Origin of the sequence: Amycolatopsis sp. lyj-346, assembly GCF_046548975.1 — a bacterium.
Classification (GTDB): Bacteria; Actinomycetota; Actinomycetes; order Mycobacteriales; family Pseudonocardiaceae; genus Amycolatopsis.
In genome coordinates, this window is sequence record NZ_JAJPWT010000010.1 from 188,878 (window position 1) to 204,959 (window position 16,082).

General features: G+C 70.7%; 14 protein-coding genes. 8 read left to right on the plus strand and 6 right to left on the minus strand.

What is annotated here, in order from left to right:
- Positions 1 to 9 precede the first annotated feature (9 nt).
- Together ACLJQE_RS27635 and ACLJQE_RS27640 are read right to left on the minus strand one after the other, a co-directional pair.
- On the minus strand, positions 10 to 672 hold the full coding sequence (locus ACLJQE_RS27635; protein ID WP_410642306.1) for a Crp/Fnr family transcriptional regulator: 663 nt from the start codon (positions 670 to 672) through the stop codon (positions 10 to 12).
- Positions 673 to 692: 20 nt separating this feature from the next.
- Complete coding sequence (locus tag ACLJQE_RS27640) at positions 693 to 1,313, minus strand: hypothetical protein (protein ID WP_410642307.1); 621 nt, start codon at positions 1,311 to 1,313, stop codon at positions 693 to 695.
- 235 nt (positions 1,314 to 1,548) lie between these two features.
- On the opposite strand from ACLJQE_RS27640, the gene ACLJQE_RS27645 reads away from it, so the two are divergent.
- Both ACLJQE_RS27645 and ACLJQE_RS27650 read left to right on the plus strand, forming a co-directional pair.
- The gene (locus ACLJQE_RS27645) at positions 1,549 to 2,622 is read left to right on the plus strand and encodes a helix-turn-helix domain-containing protein (protein WP_410642308.1); all 1,074 of its coding nucleotides are present in this window, start codon (positions 1,549 to 1,551) and stop codon (positions 2,620 to 2,622) included.
- A complete protein-coding gene (locus tag ACLJQE_RS27650) occupies positions 2,619 to 3,797 on the plus strand; it encodes a hypothetical protein (RefSeq protein ID WP_410642309.1) in 1,179 nt (392 codons plus the stop codon). Before ACLJQE_RS27645 ends, ACLJQE_RS27650 begins: the two co-directional genes overlap by 4 nt.
- Here ACLJQE_RS27650 and ACLJQE_RS27655 read toward each other — a convergent pair.
- The 3 genes from ACLJQE_RS27655 to ACLJQE_RS27665 form a co-directional block, all read right to left on the minus strand.
- Positions 3,742 to 4,299, minus strand: a complete 558-nt coding sequence (locus tag ACLJQE_RS27655; protein WP_410642310.1) for a GNAT family N-acetyltransferase — start codon at positions 4,297 to 4,299, stop codon at positions 3,742 to 3,744. The genes ACLJQE_RS27650 and ACLJQE_RS27655 overlap by 56 nt on opposite strands.
- A 108-nt stretch (positions 4,300 to 4,407) precedes the next feature.
- Positions 4,408 to 6,240 (minus strand): ArnT family glycosyltransferase, encoded by a 1,833-nt coding sequence (locus ACLJQE_RS27660; protein WP_410642311.1) that lies wholly within the window; start codon positions 6,238 to 6,240, stop codon positions 4,408 to 4,410.
- 127 nt (positions 6,241 to 6,367) lie between these two features.
- Positions 6,368 to 7,906 (minus strand): sensor histidine kinase, encoded by a 1,539-nt coding sequence (locus ACLJQE_RS27665; RefSeq protein WP_410642312.1) that lies wholly within the window; start codon positions 7,904 to 7,906, stop codon positions 6,368 to 6,370.
- A gap of 197 nt (positions 7,907 to 8,103) precedes the next feature.
- On the opposite strand from ACLJQE_RS27665, the gene ACLJQE_RS27670 reads away from it, so the two are divergent.
- Complete coding sequence (locus tag ACLJQE_RS27670) at positions 8,104 to 8,664, plus strand: hypothetical protein (RefSeq protein ID WP_410642313.1); 561 nt, start codon at positions 8,104 to 8,106, stop codon at positions 8,662 to 8,664.
- A 114-nt stretch (positions 8,665 to 8,778) separates the two neighbouring features.
- On the opposite strand, the gene ACLJQE_RS27675 is transcribed toward ACLJQE_RS27670, so the two are convergent.
- Positions 8,779 to 10,884: a fatty acid desaturase gene (locus ACLJQE_RS27675; protein ID WP_410642314.1), complete on the minus strand. Its 2,106-nt coding sequence runs from the start codon at positions 10,882 to 10,884 to the stop codon at positions 8,779 to 8,781.
- A gap of 138 nt (positions 10,885 to 11,022) precedes the next feature.
- On the opposite strand from ACLJQE_RS27675, the gene ACLJQE_RS27680 reads away from it, so the two are divergent.
- The 5 genes from ACLJQE_RS27680 to clpX all read left to right on the plus strand — a co-directional run bounded on the left by ACLJQE_RS27680 (position 11,023) and on the right by clpX (position 16,073).
- Positions 11,023 to 11,613 (plus strand): TetR family transcriptional regulator, encoded by a 591-nt coding sequence (locus ACLJQE_RS27680; RefSeq protein ID WP_410642315.1) that lies wholly within the window; start codon positions 11,023 to 11,025, stop codon positions 11,611 to 11,613.
- A gap of 129 nt (positions 11,614 to 11,742) precedes the next feature.
- On the plus strand, positions 11,743 to 13,122 hold the full coding sequence (gene tig / locus ACLJQE_RS27685) for a trigger factor (protein ID WP_410642317.1): 1,380 nt from the start codon (positions 11,743 to 11,745) through the stop codon (positions 13,120 to 13,122).
- Between the two features lie 138 nt (positions 13,123 to 13,260).
- Positions 13,261 to 13,866: a ClpP family protease gene (locus ACLJQE_RS27690; protein WP_026469306.1), complete on the plus strand. Its 606-nt coding sequence runs from the start codon at positions 13,261 to 13,263 to the stop codon at positions 13,864 to 13,866.
- Between the two features lie 25 nt (positions 13,867 to 13,891).
- Positions 13,892 to 14,548, plus strand: coding sequence for an ATP-dependent Clp protease proteolytic subunit (locus ACLJQE_RS27695; RefSeq protein ID WP_364587708.1), 657 nt, complete (start codon positions 13,892 to 13,894; stop codon positions 14,546 to 14,548).
- 229 nt (positions 14,549 to 14,777) lie between these two features.
- The gene (gene clpX / locus ACLJQE_RS27700; RefSeq protein ID WP_360178835.1) at positions 14,778 to 16,073 is read left to right on the plus strand and encodes an ATP-dependent Clp protease ATP-binding subunit ClpX; all 1,296 of its coding nucleotides are present in this window, start codon (positions 14,778 to 14,780) and stop codon (positions 16,071 to 16,073) included.
- Positions 16,074 to 16,082: the final 9 nt, after the last annotated feature.

A 16,082-nucleotide genomic window follows, 5' to 3' on the forward strand; every position in this document is an offset into this window, starting at 1 on the left:
GCGCGGGATTCAGTTCGCCAGTCGTCGAAGTTCGGCCATGCGGTGGATCGTCACCTGTCTTCTGCCGGTGCTGATCACCCCTTGGCGCCGCAGGTCGCGCGTCGCGCGCGCCCAGGACTCACGCGACATCGCCGCGGTCATCGCCAGTTCGGCCTGCGTGGCCGGCACCGCGATCCGGATGTCGTCCCCGCGTGGCACGCCGTGCTGGATGGCCAGCTGCATGAGCTGCGCCGCCACCCGCCGCGCCGCGGCCCCGCCGCCGACGTCCAGCCACTGCCGGGCGACGGATCGCAGCCGGTCCGAGAGCACGAGCAGCAGCGCCCACGAGATCCGCGACCGCGTCCGGCACAGCAAGGCGAAGCGGTCGCCGGGTATCTCCAGCACGTCGAGGTCGTCCAGCGCCTCGACGGTCGCCGAGCGCGGCAGGTCGTCGATCGCGGCGAGCTCTCCGATGACGTCTCCGGCACCCCGCACCCCGACGACGACGTCACGCCCGTCCGGTGTGCCGTGGACGATCCGCACGTGCCCGGACACCAGCACCAGCACGACACTGGAGAGATCGCCTTCCCGGCACACGGTCTGCCCGCGCCGGTAGGAGCGCCGCGCGGCGGATTCCGCCACCTTGCGGCGATCGGCGGGGGCCAGCTCGCCCCAGAAGCCCGTCGGTTCCACTGTCCCCACCTCTTTTCGCGCTACGCGGTCATGTCCTCCCGGCGGCGGCCGGCTTCCGGGGTGTGGATCCACCCGCGGAGCCGCTGGGTGCCGACCTTGATGGGCACGGTCCGGACGTACGTCGTGTGGTCGATCCCGGGGTAGCCGTGGCGGACGACCGAGCGGTGCATCTCCGGTGAAATGACGAGCACCAGCGGAGCGGCCGTGATACTCAGCTGCCGCCGCAGTTCCCGCGCGTCGACGAAGCGGCAGACGATGTCGACGTCCTCGCCGTACGGGCCGCGGGTGTCGTAGTGCACTTCGCCGGCGTGCACGGCGACCCGGAGCCGGAAGGCGAGCTCCGGCCGGCTCTCGGCGTGCTTGTCGAGCAGGTCCGCCAGGGTCGGGACGACGGTGGTGAGCAGCACCGGCTTCGGCGCCTGGTCGACGGGCCGGATCAGGCACAGCGCGCCGTCACCCCGGTCGACGAAGCCGTCGCGGAACTTCTTGGTGATCCCCCCGGCCAGGAAGGCCTCGTCCAGCAGCTCGAACAGGACGGTGCGGAGCTGGGCCCTCGCGGGGTTGGTCCGCGTCGTCGAGCCTTCGATGTCGACCGCCACCATGGCCCGGTGGAGGGGGACGTGTTGCGCTGGAGTACTCATGGCCTGCTCCTGCCTTCAGGTCGAAACTGAAGTTCAGTCAAGGAGACTGTAAGGCGTGAAGTACCCCGGATCAACTGAGATGAATCGGTGTTATCTGTTCGGTGCGGGGAAGTTCTGCAGCCCGTAACGTTTCAGTCCCAGCTTCGGTGGGGCGCCGACCGGCCCGCTAGTGACGGGGAGTAGTATCGGTGCCCTCGTCGGGAGTGCTGAAATTTCCTGAAGGGCGGCCCGAGTCGTGTCCTCAGTCCAGCCGCAGTGGTCCGCGCTCGCGCACCGCCTGCGCGCTCTGCGCGAGACCCAGTGGCCCGAAGCCGGGATCACCCAGGCCCAGCTCGCCAAGGCGCTCGGCGGGACCAAGTCCCTCAGCATCTCCCTGATCTCGTCGTGGGAGAACACGGAAAAGCCGGTCACGCCGCCGGCCAGGCGGCTCGACGCCTACGCGACGCTGTTCGCGACCCGGCGGTCGCTGGACGGCGGCACGCTGCGCGTCCTCCCCATCGGACAACTGACGGACGAGGAGCGGGCGCGGCGCGAGGAACTCCTGGAAGAGCTCCTGGAGCTTCGCGAAGGCCGAGAGCACGTCGCGTCGCCCGGTGCGACGGCGACGGACATCTGGACGTTCGAAGCGGATCAGAACATCACGATCGTCTGCGCCCGGCTCCCGGAGCGGTACCGGCGGCACCTGTCCTATGCGGACCCCGAGAGCGCCGACTTCGTCTCGCTGTACACCTACGCCGACCCGGACGCGCTGATCGAGCTGTTCGGGCACATCCGCTCGCGCAACCCGGACAACAACGTCAAGTTCTGCACCAGCGAGGAACTGACGGCCGACGACTACACGAGTCACCTCGTCCTGCTCGGCGGGGTGGACTGGAATTCGGTGACGCGCGACGTGATCGAGCGGGTGGACCTCCCGGTGGAGCAGGTCGGCCGGGTGGACGATGCCGAACACGGCGGGTTCCGGGTGCGGCAGGACGGCCGTCCGAAGCTGTTCGAACCCAAGCTCGACCGCCGGGACCACCTGCTGGAGGACGTCGCCCACTTCTACCGCGGCGAAAGTCCGTTCAACCGAAAGCGCTCCGTGACCGTGTGCAACGGTATGTACGGTCGTGGCACCCTCGGGGCGGTTCGCGCGCTGACGGACGCGCGGTTCCGCGACCGGAACACCGCGTACGTGCGGGAGCGGTTCGGCGATGTGGAATCCTTCAGCATCATCAGCCGCGTGCCCGTCGTCGGGGGGCAAGGGCTGACCCCCGACTGGACCCGCGAGGAGAACCGGTTGCACGAGTGGCCCGAGGCCGCCGCGTGAACGCGCGGCAGCACGAGTCGCACCAGGACCTCCTGGCGCACTTCGACACGGAAGACGTCTCCCGCGCGACGATGGACGCGATCATCGTCCCCACCGCGCGCCCGGCCGCCTACCTGCGGCAGGCCATCACGGCGGCCAAGGACCGCGACGCCTTCCTGCTTTTCCTGTGCAGCAAGCTGTCGACGATCTCCGGCGCGATCCTGGAGGCGAAGAACGCCGGAGTCCGCGCGCTCGCCATCGACACGGATCTGCTGAACCCGGGGCTGGTCCCGGAGTTCGCCACCGACCAGGTCGTGCGCCTAACCCGGTTCCGGCGGCAGACCGACACCAGTTTCAAGCGCAACCTGGGTCTTCTCGTCGCGGTGCTGGCCGGGTGGAAGCGGATCCTGTTCCTCGACGACGACATCAACTTGCCGAACCCCGCGGACCTCGGCGTCGCGGCCGGCCTGCTCGGCGAATACCCGGTGGTCGGCTTGGCCAACGCGGGGATGCCGGACAACTCCGTCGTGTGCCACGCGATCCGGGACGCCGGGCAGAAGCAGGACACCTTCATCGGCGGCGGCGCGCTTGCGGTCGGGGAAGCGGCCTTCAGTTCGTTCTTCCCCAACATCTACAACGAAGACTGGTTCTTCCTGCTGGACGGCATGAAACTGCGGCCGTCCGCGACCACCGGCACGGCGGTCCAGAAGGAATACGACCCCTACCGCGACCCGCGTCGTGCCCGCGGTGAAGAACTGGGCGACACCCTGGCCGAAGGCGTGTTCGGCTTGTTCGACAACCACCTCGGCCTCGCGCACGCCGACGAGGCGTACTGGGAAGCCTTCCTCACGGACCGCCGCCGGATCATCCGGGACACCATCAAGCTGGTGCGGGCGTCGTCGATCGAGGCGGGCCAGCAGGCGCGGATGGTCGACGCGCTCAAGGCCGCGGTCGGCCGCAGCGAGCTGATCACGCCGGAGCTGTGTGTGGGGTATCTCCGCGCCTGGCAGCAGGACTGTGTGCGCTGGCGGCAGCGGGTCACCGACCTCCGCCGCGACCACCACGGCGGTTCGGGCATCGAGCACGCCGTCGAAGCGCTGGGCATCCCGCTGCTGGCTCAGTCCGGGACCGACGGCCGGGTCAGCACGGGTGCGAAACGGCGACCGGGTCTGCCTCGGCCCGCGGCGCGGGTGTGACCGGCACCAGGTCGTTGACCAGCACGAAGCACTCTTCCGGCTCGATCAGGACCGTGCGGTCCGGCAGGGTCGTCTGCGCGTAGCAGATGACCTCGCCGTGGCCCCAGTCGCGATAGCCGAGGTGCTTGTACAGGCGGGCGGCGTCGTGGTTGTCCGTCCGCACCGCGAGGGCGACCCGGTAGTGGCCCCGCTCGGTGAGGCGGCGCTCGGCCGCGCGGACCAGTGCCGTGCCGACTCCGCGTCGGCGCAGGTCCCGGTGGACGGCCAGGTGCGTGATCAGCGGGACGCCGGGCAGGTGATTGAAGATGTCCTCCTCCTCGGCCTCCTCGAGCCACAGGTAGACGGCTCCGGCGGGCCGGGGTCCCAGCCAGGCCAGGAACAGCTCGCCGTCGTCGTTCCGCTGTCGTTCGAAGCGATCGAAGAAGAATTCGCGGTCACCGAGGACCGCGGCGAACGTTTCCAGGTCTGCGGAGCGGGCCGGCCGTACGTGAGGCTCGGTCATCAGCAGGAACTCCTGTTCGCCTGGGCACCACCAGTGTGCCGGAGTGAGCCGGTTCTTGACCAGGTTGCCCGGGCCCGGACCGGCGTCACACCCTGCTTTCGTCGTGTCTCACGCCGTCGCGGTGAGGTCGTAGACCGTTACACCGTCCACAGTGGAGGACTCGTGGCGGGACGCCACCCAGTCGGCGATCTGCCGGGCCGCGTCCGAGCCGCTGTTGCCCTGCATCGACATGCCCTCGCCCAGGAAGTAGTGGATCCGCCCGCTCGCCACGTACTGCTGGAACTGTTCCAGCGTCGGGTACGGGTCGGTCCCGTTGAAGCCGCCCACCGCCATCACCGGGGCGCCGCTCGCCAGCTGGTAGCCCGCCGCCGCGTTCGACAGCACCGTTGCCGCCGTCCAGGTGTACTTCGAGGCGTCTTTCCGGAGCAACGCCGTGAGAGAGGCGCCCGGTGTCGTGGTGTTCAGGAGTGCGCCGGGGCCGCCGCCGCGACCGCCGCCGAAGCCGCCGGGGCCGCGGCCGCCGAAGCCGGCCGTCGGCCCGGCCGACGGGATCGCTCCGCTGTGCGTTGCCGCCGCCGTGGCCAGCGTGTACGCGCCTGTGCCGGCCAGCAGGACGACCAGCGAAAAGGCGGCCACGGCCGAAGCCGCCCCGCGGGTCAGGTGCGGGGCGAAGAACAGTGCCACCGCCGCCAGCAGCCCGCCGACCAGCACCGTCGGGGCCAGCCACGGCTGCCACGACGAGCCCAGCAGCAGGTACGCCGTCAGCGTCGTCACGGCGACGCCGCCGCTCAGCAGCCCCGAGGCCGCGGGGTCGGCGCGCAGGCGCCACAGCTGGACCGCCGCCGTTCCGGTCAGCGCCGCCACCGCCGGGGCCAGCGCCACCGTGTAGTAGGGGTGGATGATCCCGCTCATGTAGCTGAACACCAGCGCCGTCACCAGCAGCCAGCCGCCCCACAGCAGCAGGGCCGCGCGGGACGTGTCCGTGCGCGGGGCGCGGCGGGTGAACCACAGCCCCGCGCCCAGCGCCAGCAGCGCCGCCGGCAGCAGCCAGGCGATGCCACCCGCCATCTCGCTGCCGAACAGGCGGGTCAGCCCGGTCGAACCCCAGCCCCGGCCGGCGCCGCCACCCACGCTGCCGACCTCGTCGCCGGTGATGCGGCCGAAGCCGTTGTAGCCGAACACCAGCTCCCACAGCGAGTTCGTCTGGGAGCCGCCGATGTACGGCCGGTCCGCCGCCGGCCAGAGGGCGACGACCACCAGGTACCAGCCCGCGGCGGCGACCGTCGCCCCGAGCGCGCCGAGCAGGTGGAGCAGCCGCTTGCCGAGCGGCACCGGGGCAGCGACGAGGTAGGCGACCGCGAACGCCGGCAGCACCAGGAACGCCTGCAGCATCTTCGCCAGGAACCCGAAGCCGACCACGACGCCGGCCAGCGCGAGCCAGCGCGGACCCGCCTTCTCACAGGCTCGCACCACGCAGTACGCCCCCGCCACCAGCAGCAGCACGAGGAGGGCGTCCGGGTTGTTGAACCGGAACATCAGCGCCGCGGCCGGCGTCAGGGCCAGCACCAGGCCCGCCACCAGCCCGGCCGCCGGGCCGGACGAGCGGCGGACCGTCGCGGACAGCAGCCAGACCGAGCCGACGCCCATCAGCGCCTGCGGCACGAGGATGCTCCACGCGTTCACGCCGAACAGCCGCGCCGACAGGCCCATCACCCACAGCGCGGCCGGGGTCTTGTCGACGGTGATCGCGTTGGCCGCGTCGCTGGAGCCGAAGAACAGCGCCTTCCAGCTCTGCGAGCCCGCCTGCGCGGCCGCGGAGTAGAAGGCGTTGGCCCAGCCGGAGGCGCCAAGGCCCCACAGGTAGAGCACGGCGGTCCCGAGCAGGAGGACGGCCAGCGCGGGCCGGTGCCACGCCGGACGAGCCGGTGCCGGAGGGGTCACAGCGGCTTCGCCGGAAGCGCGGGCGGCCCGGGGCGAGGCCCCGGATGTCACGGCTTCTTTTCGGGGGCTCCGGGTGGCGGAGCCCCCGGCCCGGGGTGAAGCCCCGGATGTCACAGCGGTCATGAGGTCAGCTTCCGGTGCCCAGCTGGGGCCGGGTTGTGCCGATGCTGTGCACTCGCTGTGCGGGCACGGCCACGGGCAGCCGCACCGCGAACTCCGTCCGGCCCGGGCGGCTGTGCACCTCGATCGTGCCGTGGTGGGCGACGACGACGGCGGAGGCGATCGCCAGCCCGAGCCCGGTGCTGCCGGCGTTGCGGGAGCGCGACGAGTCGCCGCGGGCGAACCGCTCGAAGACGTCCGGCAGCAGGTCGGGTGCGATGCCCGGGCCGTCGTCGGTCACCGTGAGCACGGCGCTGTGGGTGTCCTTCGAGCGGGTCAGCGCCGTCACCACCGTGGTGCCCGGCGGGGTGTGCGTGCGGGCGTTCGCCAGCAGGTTCGCCAGCACCTGGTGCAGGCGCTGGACGTCGCCGGACACGAGCACCGGGTCCGGTGGCAGCTCCAGCCGCCAGCGGTGCTGTCGTCCGGCGACCCGGGCGTCCCCGACGGCGTCGGCGACCAGCCGGGTGAGGTCGACGTCGCGCAGGTCCAGCGGGCGGCCCGCGTCGAGCCGGGCGAGCAGCAGCAGGTCCTCGACCAGCGTCGTCATCCGGACGGCCTCGGACTGGATCCGGCCCATCGAGTGCGCGACGTCCGGCGGCACCAGCGCGCTGCCGCGGGCGGCCAGCTCGGCGTACCCGCGGATCGCGGCCAGCGGCGTGCGCAGCTCGTGGCTGGCGTCCGCGACGAACTGCCGGACCCGCAGTTCGCTGTCGTGCCGCGCCTCCAGGGCTTGGGCGACGTGGCCGAGCATCAGGTTCAGCGCCGAGCCGACCTGGCCGACCTCGGTGCGCGGGTCGGTGTCGGCCTCCGGGACGCGGATGGACAGCGCCACCTGGCCGCGGTCGAGCGGCAGCTCGGTGACGCGCCCGGCGGTGGCCGCGACCCGGTCGAGCGGGCGCAGCGTGCGGCGGACCGCGAACGCGCCGAGGAAGGCCGCGCCGAGCACGCCGGCGGCGGCCACGCCGAACAGGATCAGCCCGACGGTGAGCAGCGTGTCGGTGACCGGCTTCATCGGCAGGCCGGTGACGACGACGTCGGACGTCCCGGCGACGGGCAGCGCCATCAGGCGGTACTCGCCGAGGTCGTCGAAGGACAGGGTGTGCGGTTTGCCGTCGGTGGGCACCGAGCGCATGACGGCCTGCTGGTCCGCCGTCAGGTACAGCCGGCCGCCGTGCTCGGCGATGCTGTCGTCGTGGACGAGCTGTTGCCCGGAGAAGGTGCCGCTGACCGTGCCGACGTTCTGCCCGAGCGGGTGCTGGCCCTGGTCCGGCGGCGGCGGACCGCCGTCCGGCAGGCGCACGTTGCTCGCGAACACCAGTGAGCGGTTCGCCGCGGCCGAGAGCTGCTGGTCGACCTGGCGGGTGAGGAAGAGGTCGAGCGCGAACTCGCTGACCACCCCGACGATCAGGCACACCACGGTGAGCAGCACGACCATCGAGCCGGTCAGTTTCGCGCGCAGCGACAGCCGTCCCCGGCGGGGACGTGACGGGACGGTTCGCGCGGCCATGGAGCCAGCGTCCGTCCGGGCCGTGTGTGCGGGTTGTGCGCTGCCTGTGAAGTGGCTGTGCGGTGACCGGCCCGTTGCGGGATGTCCGGTTTCCCGGTACTCGCCGGTCACAGGAACGGCTGACGGCGGGCACAGTCGGTGCACAGCGAGCGGCTCCACCGTGGACGGCACCGAAGGATCACGTTGAGGAGCACCAGATGACCACACCGCAGGCACCGTCCACTCCGGACCAGACGTGGGGCGCCACGCCCGCACCGGGCCAGGCACCGCGGCCGGCCTGGTCGCCGGGCAAGAAGATCGTGGCAGGCGCCGTCGCGGCGGTGATCGTGGCCGGCGGGGGAGCGGCGGTGTGGGCCGCTTCGTCGTCGGCGGCCACCGACACCCAGGCCGGCCCGGGCGGCATGCGGGGCGGCGGACTGGGCGCGGCACTGCACGGCGAGTACGTGTCGTCCGACGGCAACGGCGGCTACGTCACGAAGATCATGCAGACGGGCGAGGTGACGGAGCTGAGCGCGACGTCCCTGACCGCGAAGAGCGCCGACGGCTTCTCGAAGACGTACACGATCACGTCGGAGCTGGCCACGGGCTTGGCGACGGGCGACACGGTCACGGTGGTGGCCACGGAGTCCGGCACCACGGCGACGGCAACCTCGGTGACGGACGGCGAGTCGGGCGGTCAGGTCCGGCAAGGCCAGGGCCAGCCGCCCGGCGGCGGCCAGGGAACACCGCCCTCAGACGCCCCCACCCAGACCGGCTGACCCCGGCTCCCAGCGCCCCAATGTGGCCTTCGGTGCGTTCAACGCACCGAAGGCCACATTGGGTGCGTTCAACGCAACCAAGGCCACATTGGGGCGCTGGGGGGCTTGGGCGGGTCAGCGGTGGTCGTAGTCGACCGCGACCTCCGGGGTCGTCGCGCGGGAGCGGCAGGTCAGGATCCGGCTCGCCGCGACGTCGTCCTCCGTCAGCGCGTAGCGGACGTCCATGTCCACCTGGCCGTGCACCAGGGTCGCCCGGCACGTCCCGCACGCGCCGCCCGTGCACGAGTACGGCACCTCGTACCCCGCCCGCAACGCCGCGTCCAGCACCGTCTCCCCGGCTTCGGCCGTGACGCACGTCGTCGTGCCGCCCAGCGTCACCGCCACCCTGGCCGGCGTGCCCGCCGGGTCGTGCAGGGGTGCCGCGCCGCGGAACAGTTCGAAGTGGACGTTCTCCTCGGGCACGTCCGCGTCGGCCAGGGTGCGGCGGGCCAGCTCCAGCAGGCCGCGCGGTCCGCACAGGAACCACTCGTCGACCTTCGCCGGGTGCAGCCGGTTCTGCAGCAGCGCGCGCAGCCGCGTCCCGTCGAGCCGCCCGCGCTGGTAGCGCTCGTGGGAGATGGCGAGCGCCTCGCCGACCGTGTCGAAGTGCCGCGGCCGGTGCGCGTGCAGGTCCGGGTCGCGCTCGTCGGTGCGGTAGTGGACGACGTGCAGCCGGCCGCCGAACCGCTCGGCGAGCGCGCTCAGCTCCGCCGCGAACAACGTCGTCGCGCCCGAGGTGTTGACGTACAGCAGCGTCGCCCGGCTGTGCGGCTCCGCGCCGAGCGCGCTGACCAGGATCGACAGCACCGGGGTGATGCCGCTGCCCGCGGCCAGCGCGACGTAGTGCGCGGTCCGCGACGGGTCCGGGGTGAGCGTGAACGCGCCGGAGGGCGGCAGGACGTCCAGGAAATCACCCGCGGCCAGGGTCGTGGTCGCGAAGCCGGAGAAGGCTCCGCCGGGACGTCGCTTCACCGCGATCCGCAGCTCGCCCGATTCCGGCGGCGCGCAGATCGAGTACGTCCGCCGCACGGGACGGCCGTCGACCACCGCGCGGACCGCCACGTGCTGGCCGGGCGAGAACCGGAACTCCGGCGCCAGGTGCGGCGGGACGTCGAAGGTGATCGTGACGGCGTCCGCGGTCAGCGGCCGGACTTCCCGCACCCGGAGCCGGTGGAACCGGCTCGGTCGCGTGTGTCCCAGTGGTTCGGGACCGGGCTCGTGGTCGCCGAGGTCGTCGGCCAGCCGCCGCCACGCGCGGTACTCCGCCGGCGTCAGCTCGCGACCCCAGGCGGTGATGATCGGGACGTCGCGGGCCAGGTACGCGTCCCGGTTGTCCCGCCACGTCCGCAGGTAGCGGTAGAACGGCACGGCGGGGTGGAGGTGGTGCACCAGGTGGTAGTTCTGGAACAGCATCATCGGCGTCATCAGCCACTCCAGCCCCACCCGCACCCGCGTGGTGCCGAACTTGTCGCGCGGCTTCGCGGCGGGCAGGCCGTGGTGCGGCAGCCAGTCGAACCACCACGCCAGCACGGCCAGCCCGATCCGCTGCGGCAGCAGGTACCCCAGCAGCAGTTCGCGGCCGTGGCCGCAGGCGACCAGCGTCGCAGCCGCGGCGAACGCCAGCGACAGCGCCACGATCGTCTCGGTCCGCTCGGCGGCCGGGCGGTGCCGCGCGCGGGCCGCGTAGAAGCGTGCGTACCAGCAGTCGATGGTGAGCCAGCGGAACGGCAGTGACCACCAGGCTCCCTGTGACGTCCACGCGTCGGGATCCGTGTGCGAGTCCGCGTTCGTGTTCCGATGGTGTTCACTGTGGACGAATCGGAGCAGCGGGAACGACGCGTAGACCGCGACGAACGGCATCGCCAGCCGCCCGAGCACCTCGTTGACCCATGTCAGCTTTCCTGCGGCGTGGTGGGCGGATTCGTGCACCACGGTGAACATCGTGAAGGTGACGATCGCGTGCAGGGGCACGGTGAACACCGGCGGCGCGATCCCGGCCAGCAGCAGCCAGGTCGCCGTGCCCCACAGGGCGGCACCGCCGGTGAACAACAGGAGCGTCGGCACCGAAAGGCGCGGCAGCGGGATGCGGGGGGAGGGCACCGAGCGCGGGGACGGCCCGCCGTCGGACGGCGGCGTTGCGGACGTCCGGGAGCCGCGCGGCGGGGTATCGACGACGGGCATCGAGCGGTCTCCTCGGTCGAGAAGCTCCTGGCGAGGCGGGAGTCACCGTAGACAACCCGCCCGGGTTTGTAAACGTCGCGCCACGCTTCGAAAAAAGGGCCCGGCCAGCCGAACGCAAGCGGTCGGTAAGCTGCCCTTGTGAAGGCCGTCACCCACCCCGCCCCGGTGCGCACCCGCGACCGGCTGCTGGACGCGGCCGCCGAGCTGATCGCGGTCGACGGCTGGGCCGCGGTGACGATGGGCAAGCTGGCCGCGCACGTCGGCGTCAGCAGGCAGACCGTCTACAACGAACTCGGCGCCAAGGCCGAGCTGGCCGAGGCGCTGGTGCTGCGCGAAACCGAGCGCTTCGCCGAGCGCGTCACCGAGGTGGTCGCCGCCCACCCGGGCCGCCCGGTCGACGGCGTCACCGCGGCGTTCCGCCAGACCCTCGAAGCCGCCAGGGTCAACCCGCTGATCCTGATCGCGCTCGGGTGTCCCCACGGCGGCCGCGACGACTTCCTCCCGCTGCTGACCACCCGGCCCGAGGGCGTGCTCGAGCGCTCGGTCGACACCGTGGCGGCCCTGTTCGCCCGGTGCTACCCGGAGGTCGGGCTGACGCTTTCGGAGTGGACCGTCGCGGTCGAGGCCTTCGTCCGGCTGCTGCTCTCCCACCTGGTCCAGCCCAGCGGCTCGGTGGCCCACGCGACCGGTCAGATGCGCTGGGTGATCGGCCGGATGCTGGGCGCGTGACCTCGCAGGTGGCCCCCGGCCCGGTGGCGGAGGCCACTGGCCTAGACTCGGACGTCCCGGCCTGCAGGTGAGGCGGGGCCATTTCCGCAGGATTGTCCACCACAATCGTTACCGCTCGAGGAGAAGACCTTGAAGAGCACCGTCGAGCAGCTGAGCCCGACGCGAGTCAAGATCAATGTCGAGGTGCCGTTCGACGAGCTCAAGCCGAACTTCGACCGCGCCTACCGCAAGATCGCCCAGCAGGTGCGCATCCCGGGCTTCCGGCCCGGCAAGGCGCCCGCTCGCGTCCTGGAAAGCCGGATCGGGCGCGGCCCGGTGCTCGACGAGGTCGTCAACGAGGCCATCCCGGCCAAGTACATCGAGGCCGTCCGCGCCAACGAGGTCCGCACGCTCGGGAACCCCGAGTTCGACGTGACGAAGCTCGAGGACCGCGACGTGCTCGAGTTCACGGCCGAGGTCGACGTGCGCCCGGAGATCGAGCTGCCCGATCTGGACGGCTTCACGATCACCGTCGACGACGTCGAGCTGACCGAGGCTGAGGTCGACGAGCAGCTCGACGAGCTGCGCGCCCGCTTCGGCACGCTGACCGGCGTCGAGCGCCCGGCCGAGACCGGCGACTTCGTCTCGATCGATCTGTCCGCGGCCGTCGACGGCGAGGCCGTCGAGGAGGCGAGCACCAGCGGCCTGTCCTACGAGATCGGCTCCGGCCAGCTCGTCGACGGCATCGACGAGGCGATCGTCGGGGCCAGTGCCGGTGAGACCAAGACGTTCACCACCCAGCTCGTCGCCGGGGAGCACGCCGGCAAGGACGCCGAGGTGACCGTGACCGTCCAGTCGGTCAAGACGCGCGAGCTGCCCGAGGCCGACGACGAGTTCGCCCAGATGGCCAGCGAGTTCGACACGATCGAAGAGCTCAAGAACGACCTGCGCGAGCGGCTCGCCCGCGTCAAGAAGATGCAGCAGGGCGTCCAGGCCCGCGACAAGGTGCTCGACGAGCTCCTGGAGCGCACCGAGGTGCCGATCCCGGAGAAGGTGCTCGACGCCGAGATCGAGAACCGCAAGCACGACGCGATCCACCCGTTCGACCACGACGAGGCCCAGTTCGCGCAGGCCCTCGAGGCCGAAGGCCGCACGCTCGAAGAGTTCGACGCCGAGACCCGCACCGAGTCGGAGAAGGCCGTCCGCACGCAGCTGCTGCTGGACACCATCGCCGACAAGGAAGAGGTGTCGGTCAACGACGGCGAGCTCACCGAGCGGATCATCTACCAGGCCCAGCGCTTCGGGGTCAGCCCGGACGAGTACGTCCAGCGCGCCCAGCAGTCCGGCCAGCTGACCGCGATCTACGCCGACGTGCGCCGCGGCAAGGCGCTCGCCTCGGTGGTCCGGAAGACCACCGTGACCGACGGCTCCGGCGCCGAGGTCGACCTCTCGGAGCTGTTCGGCACCGACGAGCCGGCAACCGAGGAGACGCAGGTCACCGACGAAACGGCGAAGACTCCGGCGGAGTGAAGCTGTGAGCGAACTTGGGCGGTGTCAGGCATTCTGCACCGCCCAAGTTCGTTAGGGTCGGATACAAGATCTCAAGCATCTGAAACGACAGCGGCGGCCGTCAGCACCGGGCCGCTGCCGGCGAAAAGGCAGGCAGACGTGACGCAGCACACGCCCGAGGCGCGGACCGGCACCGCAGGGCTCACCCTCACCGACTCGGTGTTCGAGCGATTGCTCCAGGAGCGCATCGTCGTCCTCGGTTCCGAGGTCAACGACGAGATCGCCAACCGCATCACCGCGCAGCTGTTGCTGCTCGACGCCGACGACGCCGAGTCCGACATCCGCTTCTACATCAACTCCCCGGGTGGTTCGGTCACCGCCGGGTTCGCGATCTACGACACCATGCAGCTGATCCGTCCGGACGTCGCGACCTACGCGATGGGCATGGCGGCCTCTATGGGGCAGTTCCTGCTCTCCTCGGGCACGCCGGGCAAGCGGTACTCGCTGCCGCACGCGCGCATCCTGATGCACCAGCCGTCGGCCGGTGTCGGCGGCACCGCGTCGGACATCGCGATCCAGGCCGACCTGTTCAACAAGTGGAAGCAGGAGCTGGCCCGGATCACCGCGGACCAGACCGGGCAGACGGTCGAGCAGATCATCGCGGACGGCGACCGCGACCGCTGGTTCACCGCACAGGAGGCGAAGGACTACGGGTTCGTGGACCACGTCCTCACCGCCGACATCGCCCGTCCGGGCTCCCGCTGAGCCCGAAGCACCAAGGAGACTTTCGATGAGCAACTTCAGGCTCCCGGGTGATGACTTCCGGGCTCCGAACATCCCCCAGTCGCGGTACATCCTGCCGTCCTACGTCGAGCGCACCAGCTACGGCGTCAAGGAGTCGAACCCGTACAACAAGCTGTACGAAGAGCGGGTCATCTTCCTCGGCGTGCAGGTGGACGACGCCTCGGCCAACGACGTGATGGCCCAGCTGCTGCACCTCGAGCACGAGGACCCGGACCGCGACATCCTGGTCTACATCAACTCGCCGGGTGGCTCGTTCACCTCGCTGATGGCGATCTACGACACGATGCAGTTCGTCCGCCCGGACATCCAGACGTACTGCCTCGGCCAGGCCGCCTCGGCCGCTGCCGTGCTGCTGGCGGCCGGCACGCCCGGCAAGCGCTACGCGCTGCCGAACTCCCGCGTGCTGATCCACCAGCCGGCCACCGAGGGCACCTACGGCCAGGTCTCCGACCTGGAGATCCAGGCGAACGAGATCCAGCGGGTGCGGCGCCAGATGGAGGTCATCCTGGCCAAGCACACGAACAAGGACCCGGACCAGATCCGGACCGACATCGAGCGCGACAAGATCCTGACGGCCGAAGAGGCCAAGACGTACGGCATCATCGACGAGGTGCTGCCGTACCGCAAGGCGTCGGCTCTGTAGATCCGCCAGGCCGGTGTGTGTCGAGAAGACGACACACACCGGCATCCTGGTTTAGGGTCGTCCTCTGACGTGCTCCCGGAGCTCGTGGGTGTTCCCGCTCACGGCATCGGACGGGTACCGTCAGTGGCAATGCGTGAGGCTCCGCTCGGTCACCCGTGACCGCGGGTCGCACCGTCGCAACACACGTCAGGCGCGGAAACCCGCGCCGGAGGGGACGAGGTCAACGGCCATGGCACGGATCGGTGACGGCGGAGACCTGCTGAAGTGTTCTTTCTGTGGGAAGAGCCAGAAGCAGGTGAAGAAGCTCATTGCCGGCCCCGGGGTCTACATCTGCGATGAGTGCATCGACCTCTGCAATGAGATCATCGAGGAGGAGCTGGCCGAGGCCGGCGACGTCAAGCTCGACGAGCTGCCCAAGCCCGCCGACATCCACGAGTTCCTCGAGCAGTACATCATCGGCCAGGAAGACGCCAAACGAACGCTCGCGGTGGCGGTGTACAACCACTACAAGCGGATCCAGGCGGACGACAAGGCCGGTCCGAAGGACTCGAAGGACGAGTCGGTCGAGCTCGCCAAGTCGAACATCCTGATGCTCGGTCCCACCGGGTGCGGCAAGACCTACCTCGCGCAGACACTGGCGAAGATGCTGAACGTGCCGTTCGCGATCGCGGACGCCACGGCACTGACCGAAGCGGGCTACGTCGGCGAAGACGTCGAGAACATCCTGCTCAAGCTCATCCAGGCGGCGGACTACGACGTCAAGCGGGCCGAGACCGGGATCATCTACATCGACGAGGTCGACAAGATCGCCCGCAAGAGCGAGAACCCGTCGATCACCCGGGACGTCTCCGGCGAGGGTGTCCAGCAGGCGCTGCTGAAGATCCTCGAAGGCACCACCGCCTCGGTCCCGCCGCAGGGCGGCCGGAAGCACCCGCACCAGGAGTTCATCCAGATCGACACGACGAACGTGCTGTTCATCGTGGCCGGCGCGTTCGCCGGGCTGGAGAAGATCATCAACGAGCGGGTCGGCAAGCGCGGCCTCGGCTTCGGTGCGGAGATCCGCACCAAGTCCGAGATCGAGGAGAGCGACGTCTTCTCCGACACCATGCCGGAGGACCTGATCAAGTTCGGGCTGATCCCGGAGTTCATCGGGCGTCTCCCGGTCGTGGCGACGGTGAACCACCTGGACAAGGACTCGCTGGTCAACATCCTCACCCAGCCGCGCAACGCTCTGGTGAAGCAGTACAAGAAGCTGTTCGAGATGGACAACGTCGAGCTCGAGTTCACCAAGACCGCGCTCGAGGCCATCGCCGACCAGGCGGTCCTGCGCGGGACCGGTGCCCGCGGGCTGCGTGCGATCATGGAAGAAGTGCTCCAGCCGGTGATGTACGACATCCCGAGCCGCGACGACGTGGCGAAGGTCGTCATCACCGAGCAGACCGTCCGGGAGAACGTGAACCCGACGATCGTCGCTCGGCAGCCGACGCGGCGCGCGCGCAGCGAGCGCGGCGAGAAGTCGGCCTGACGCCGGGCG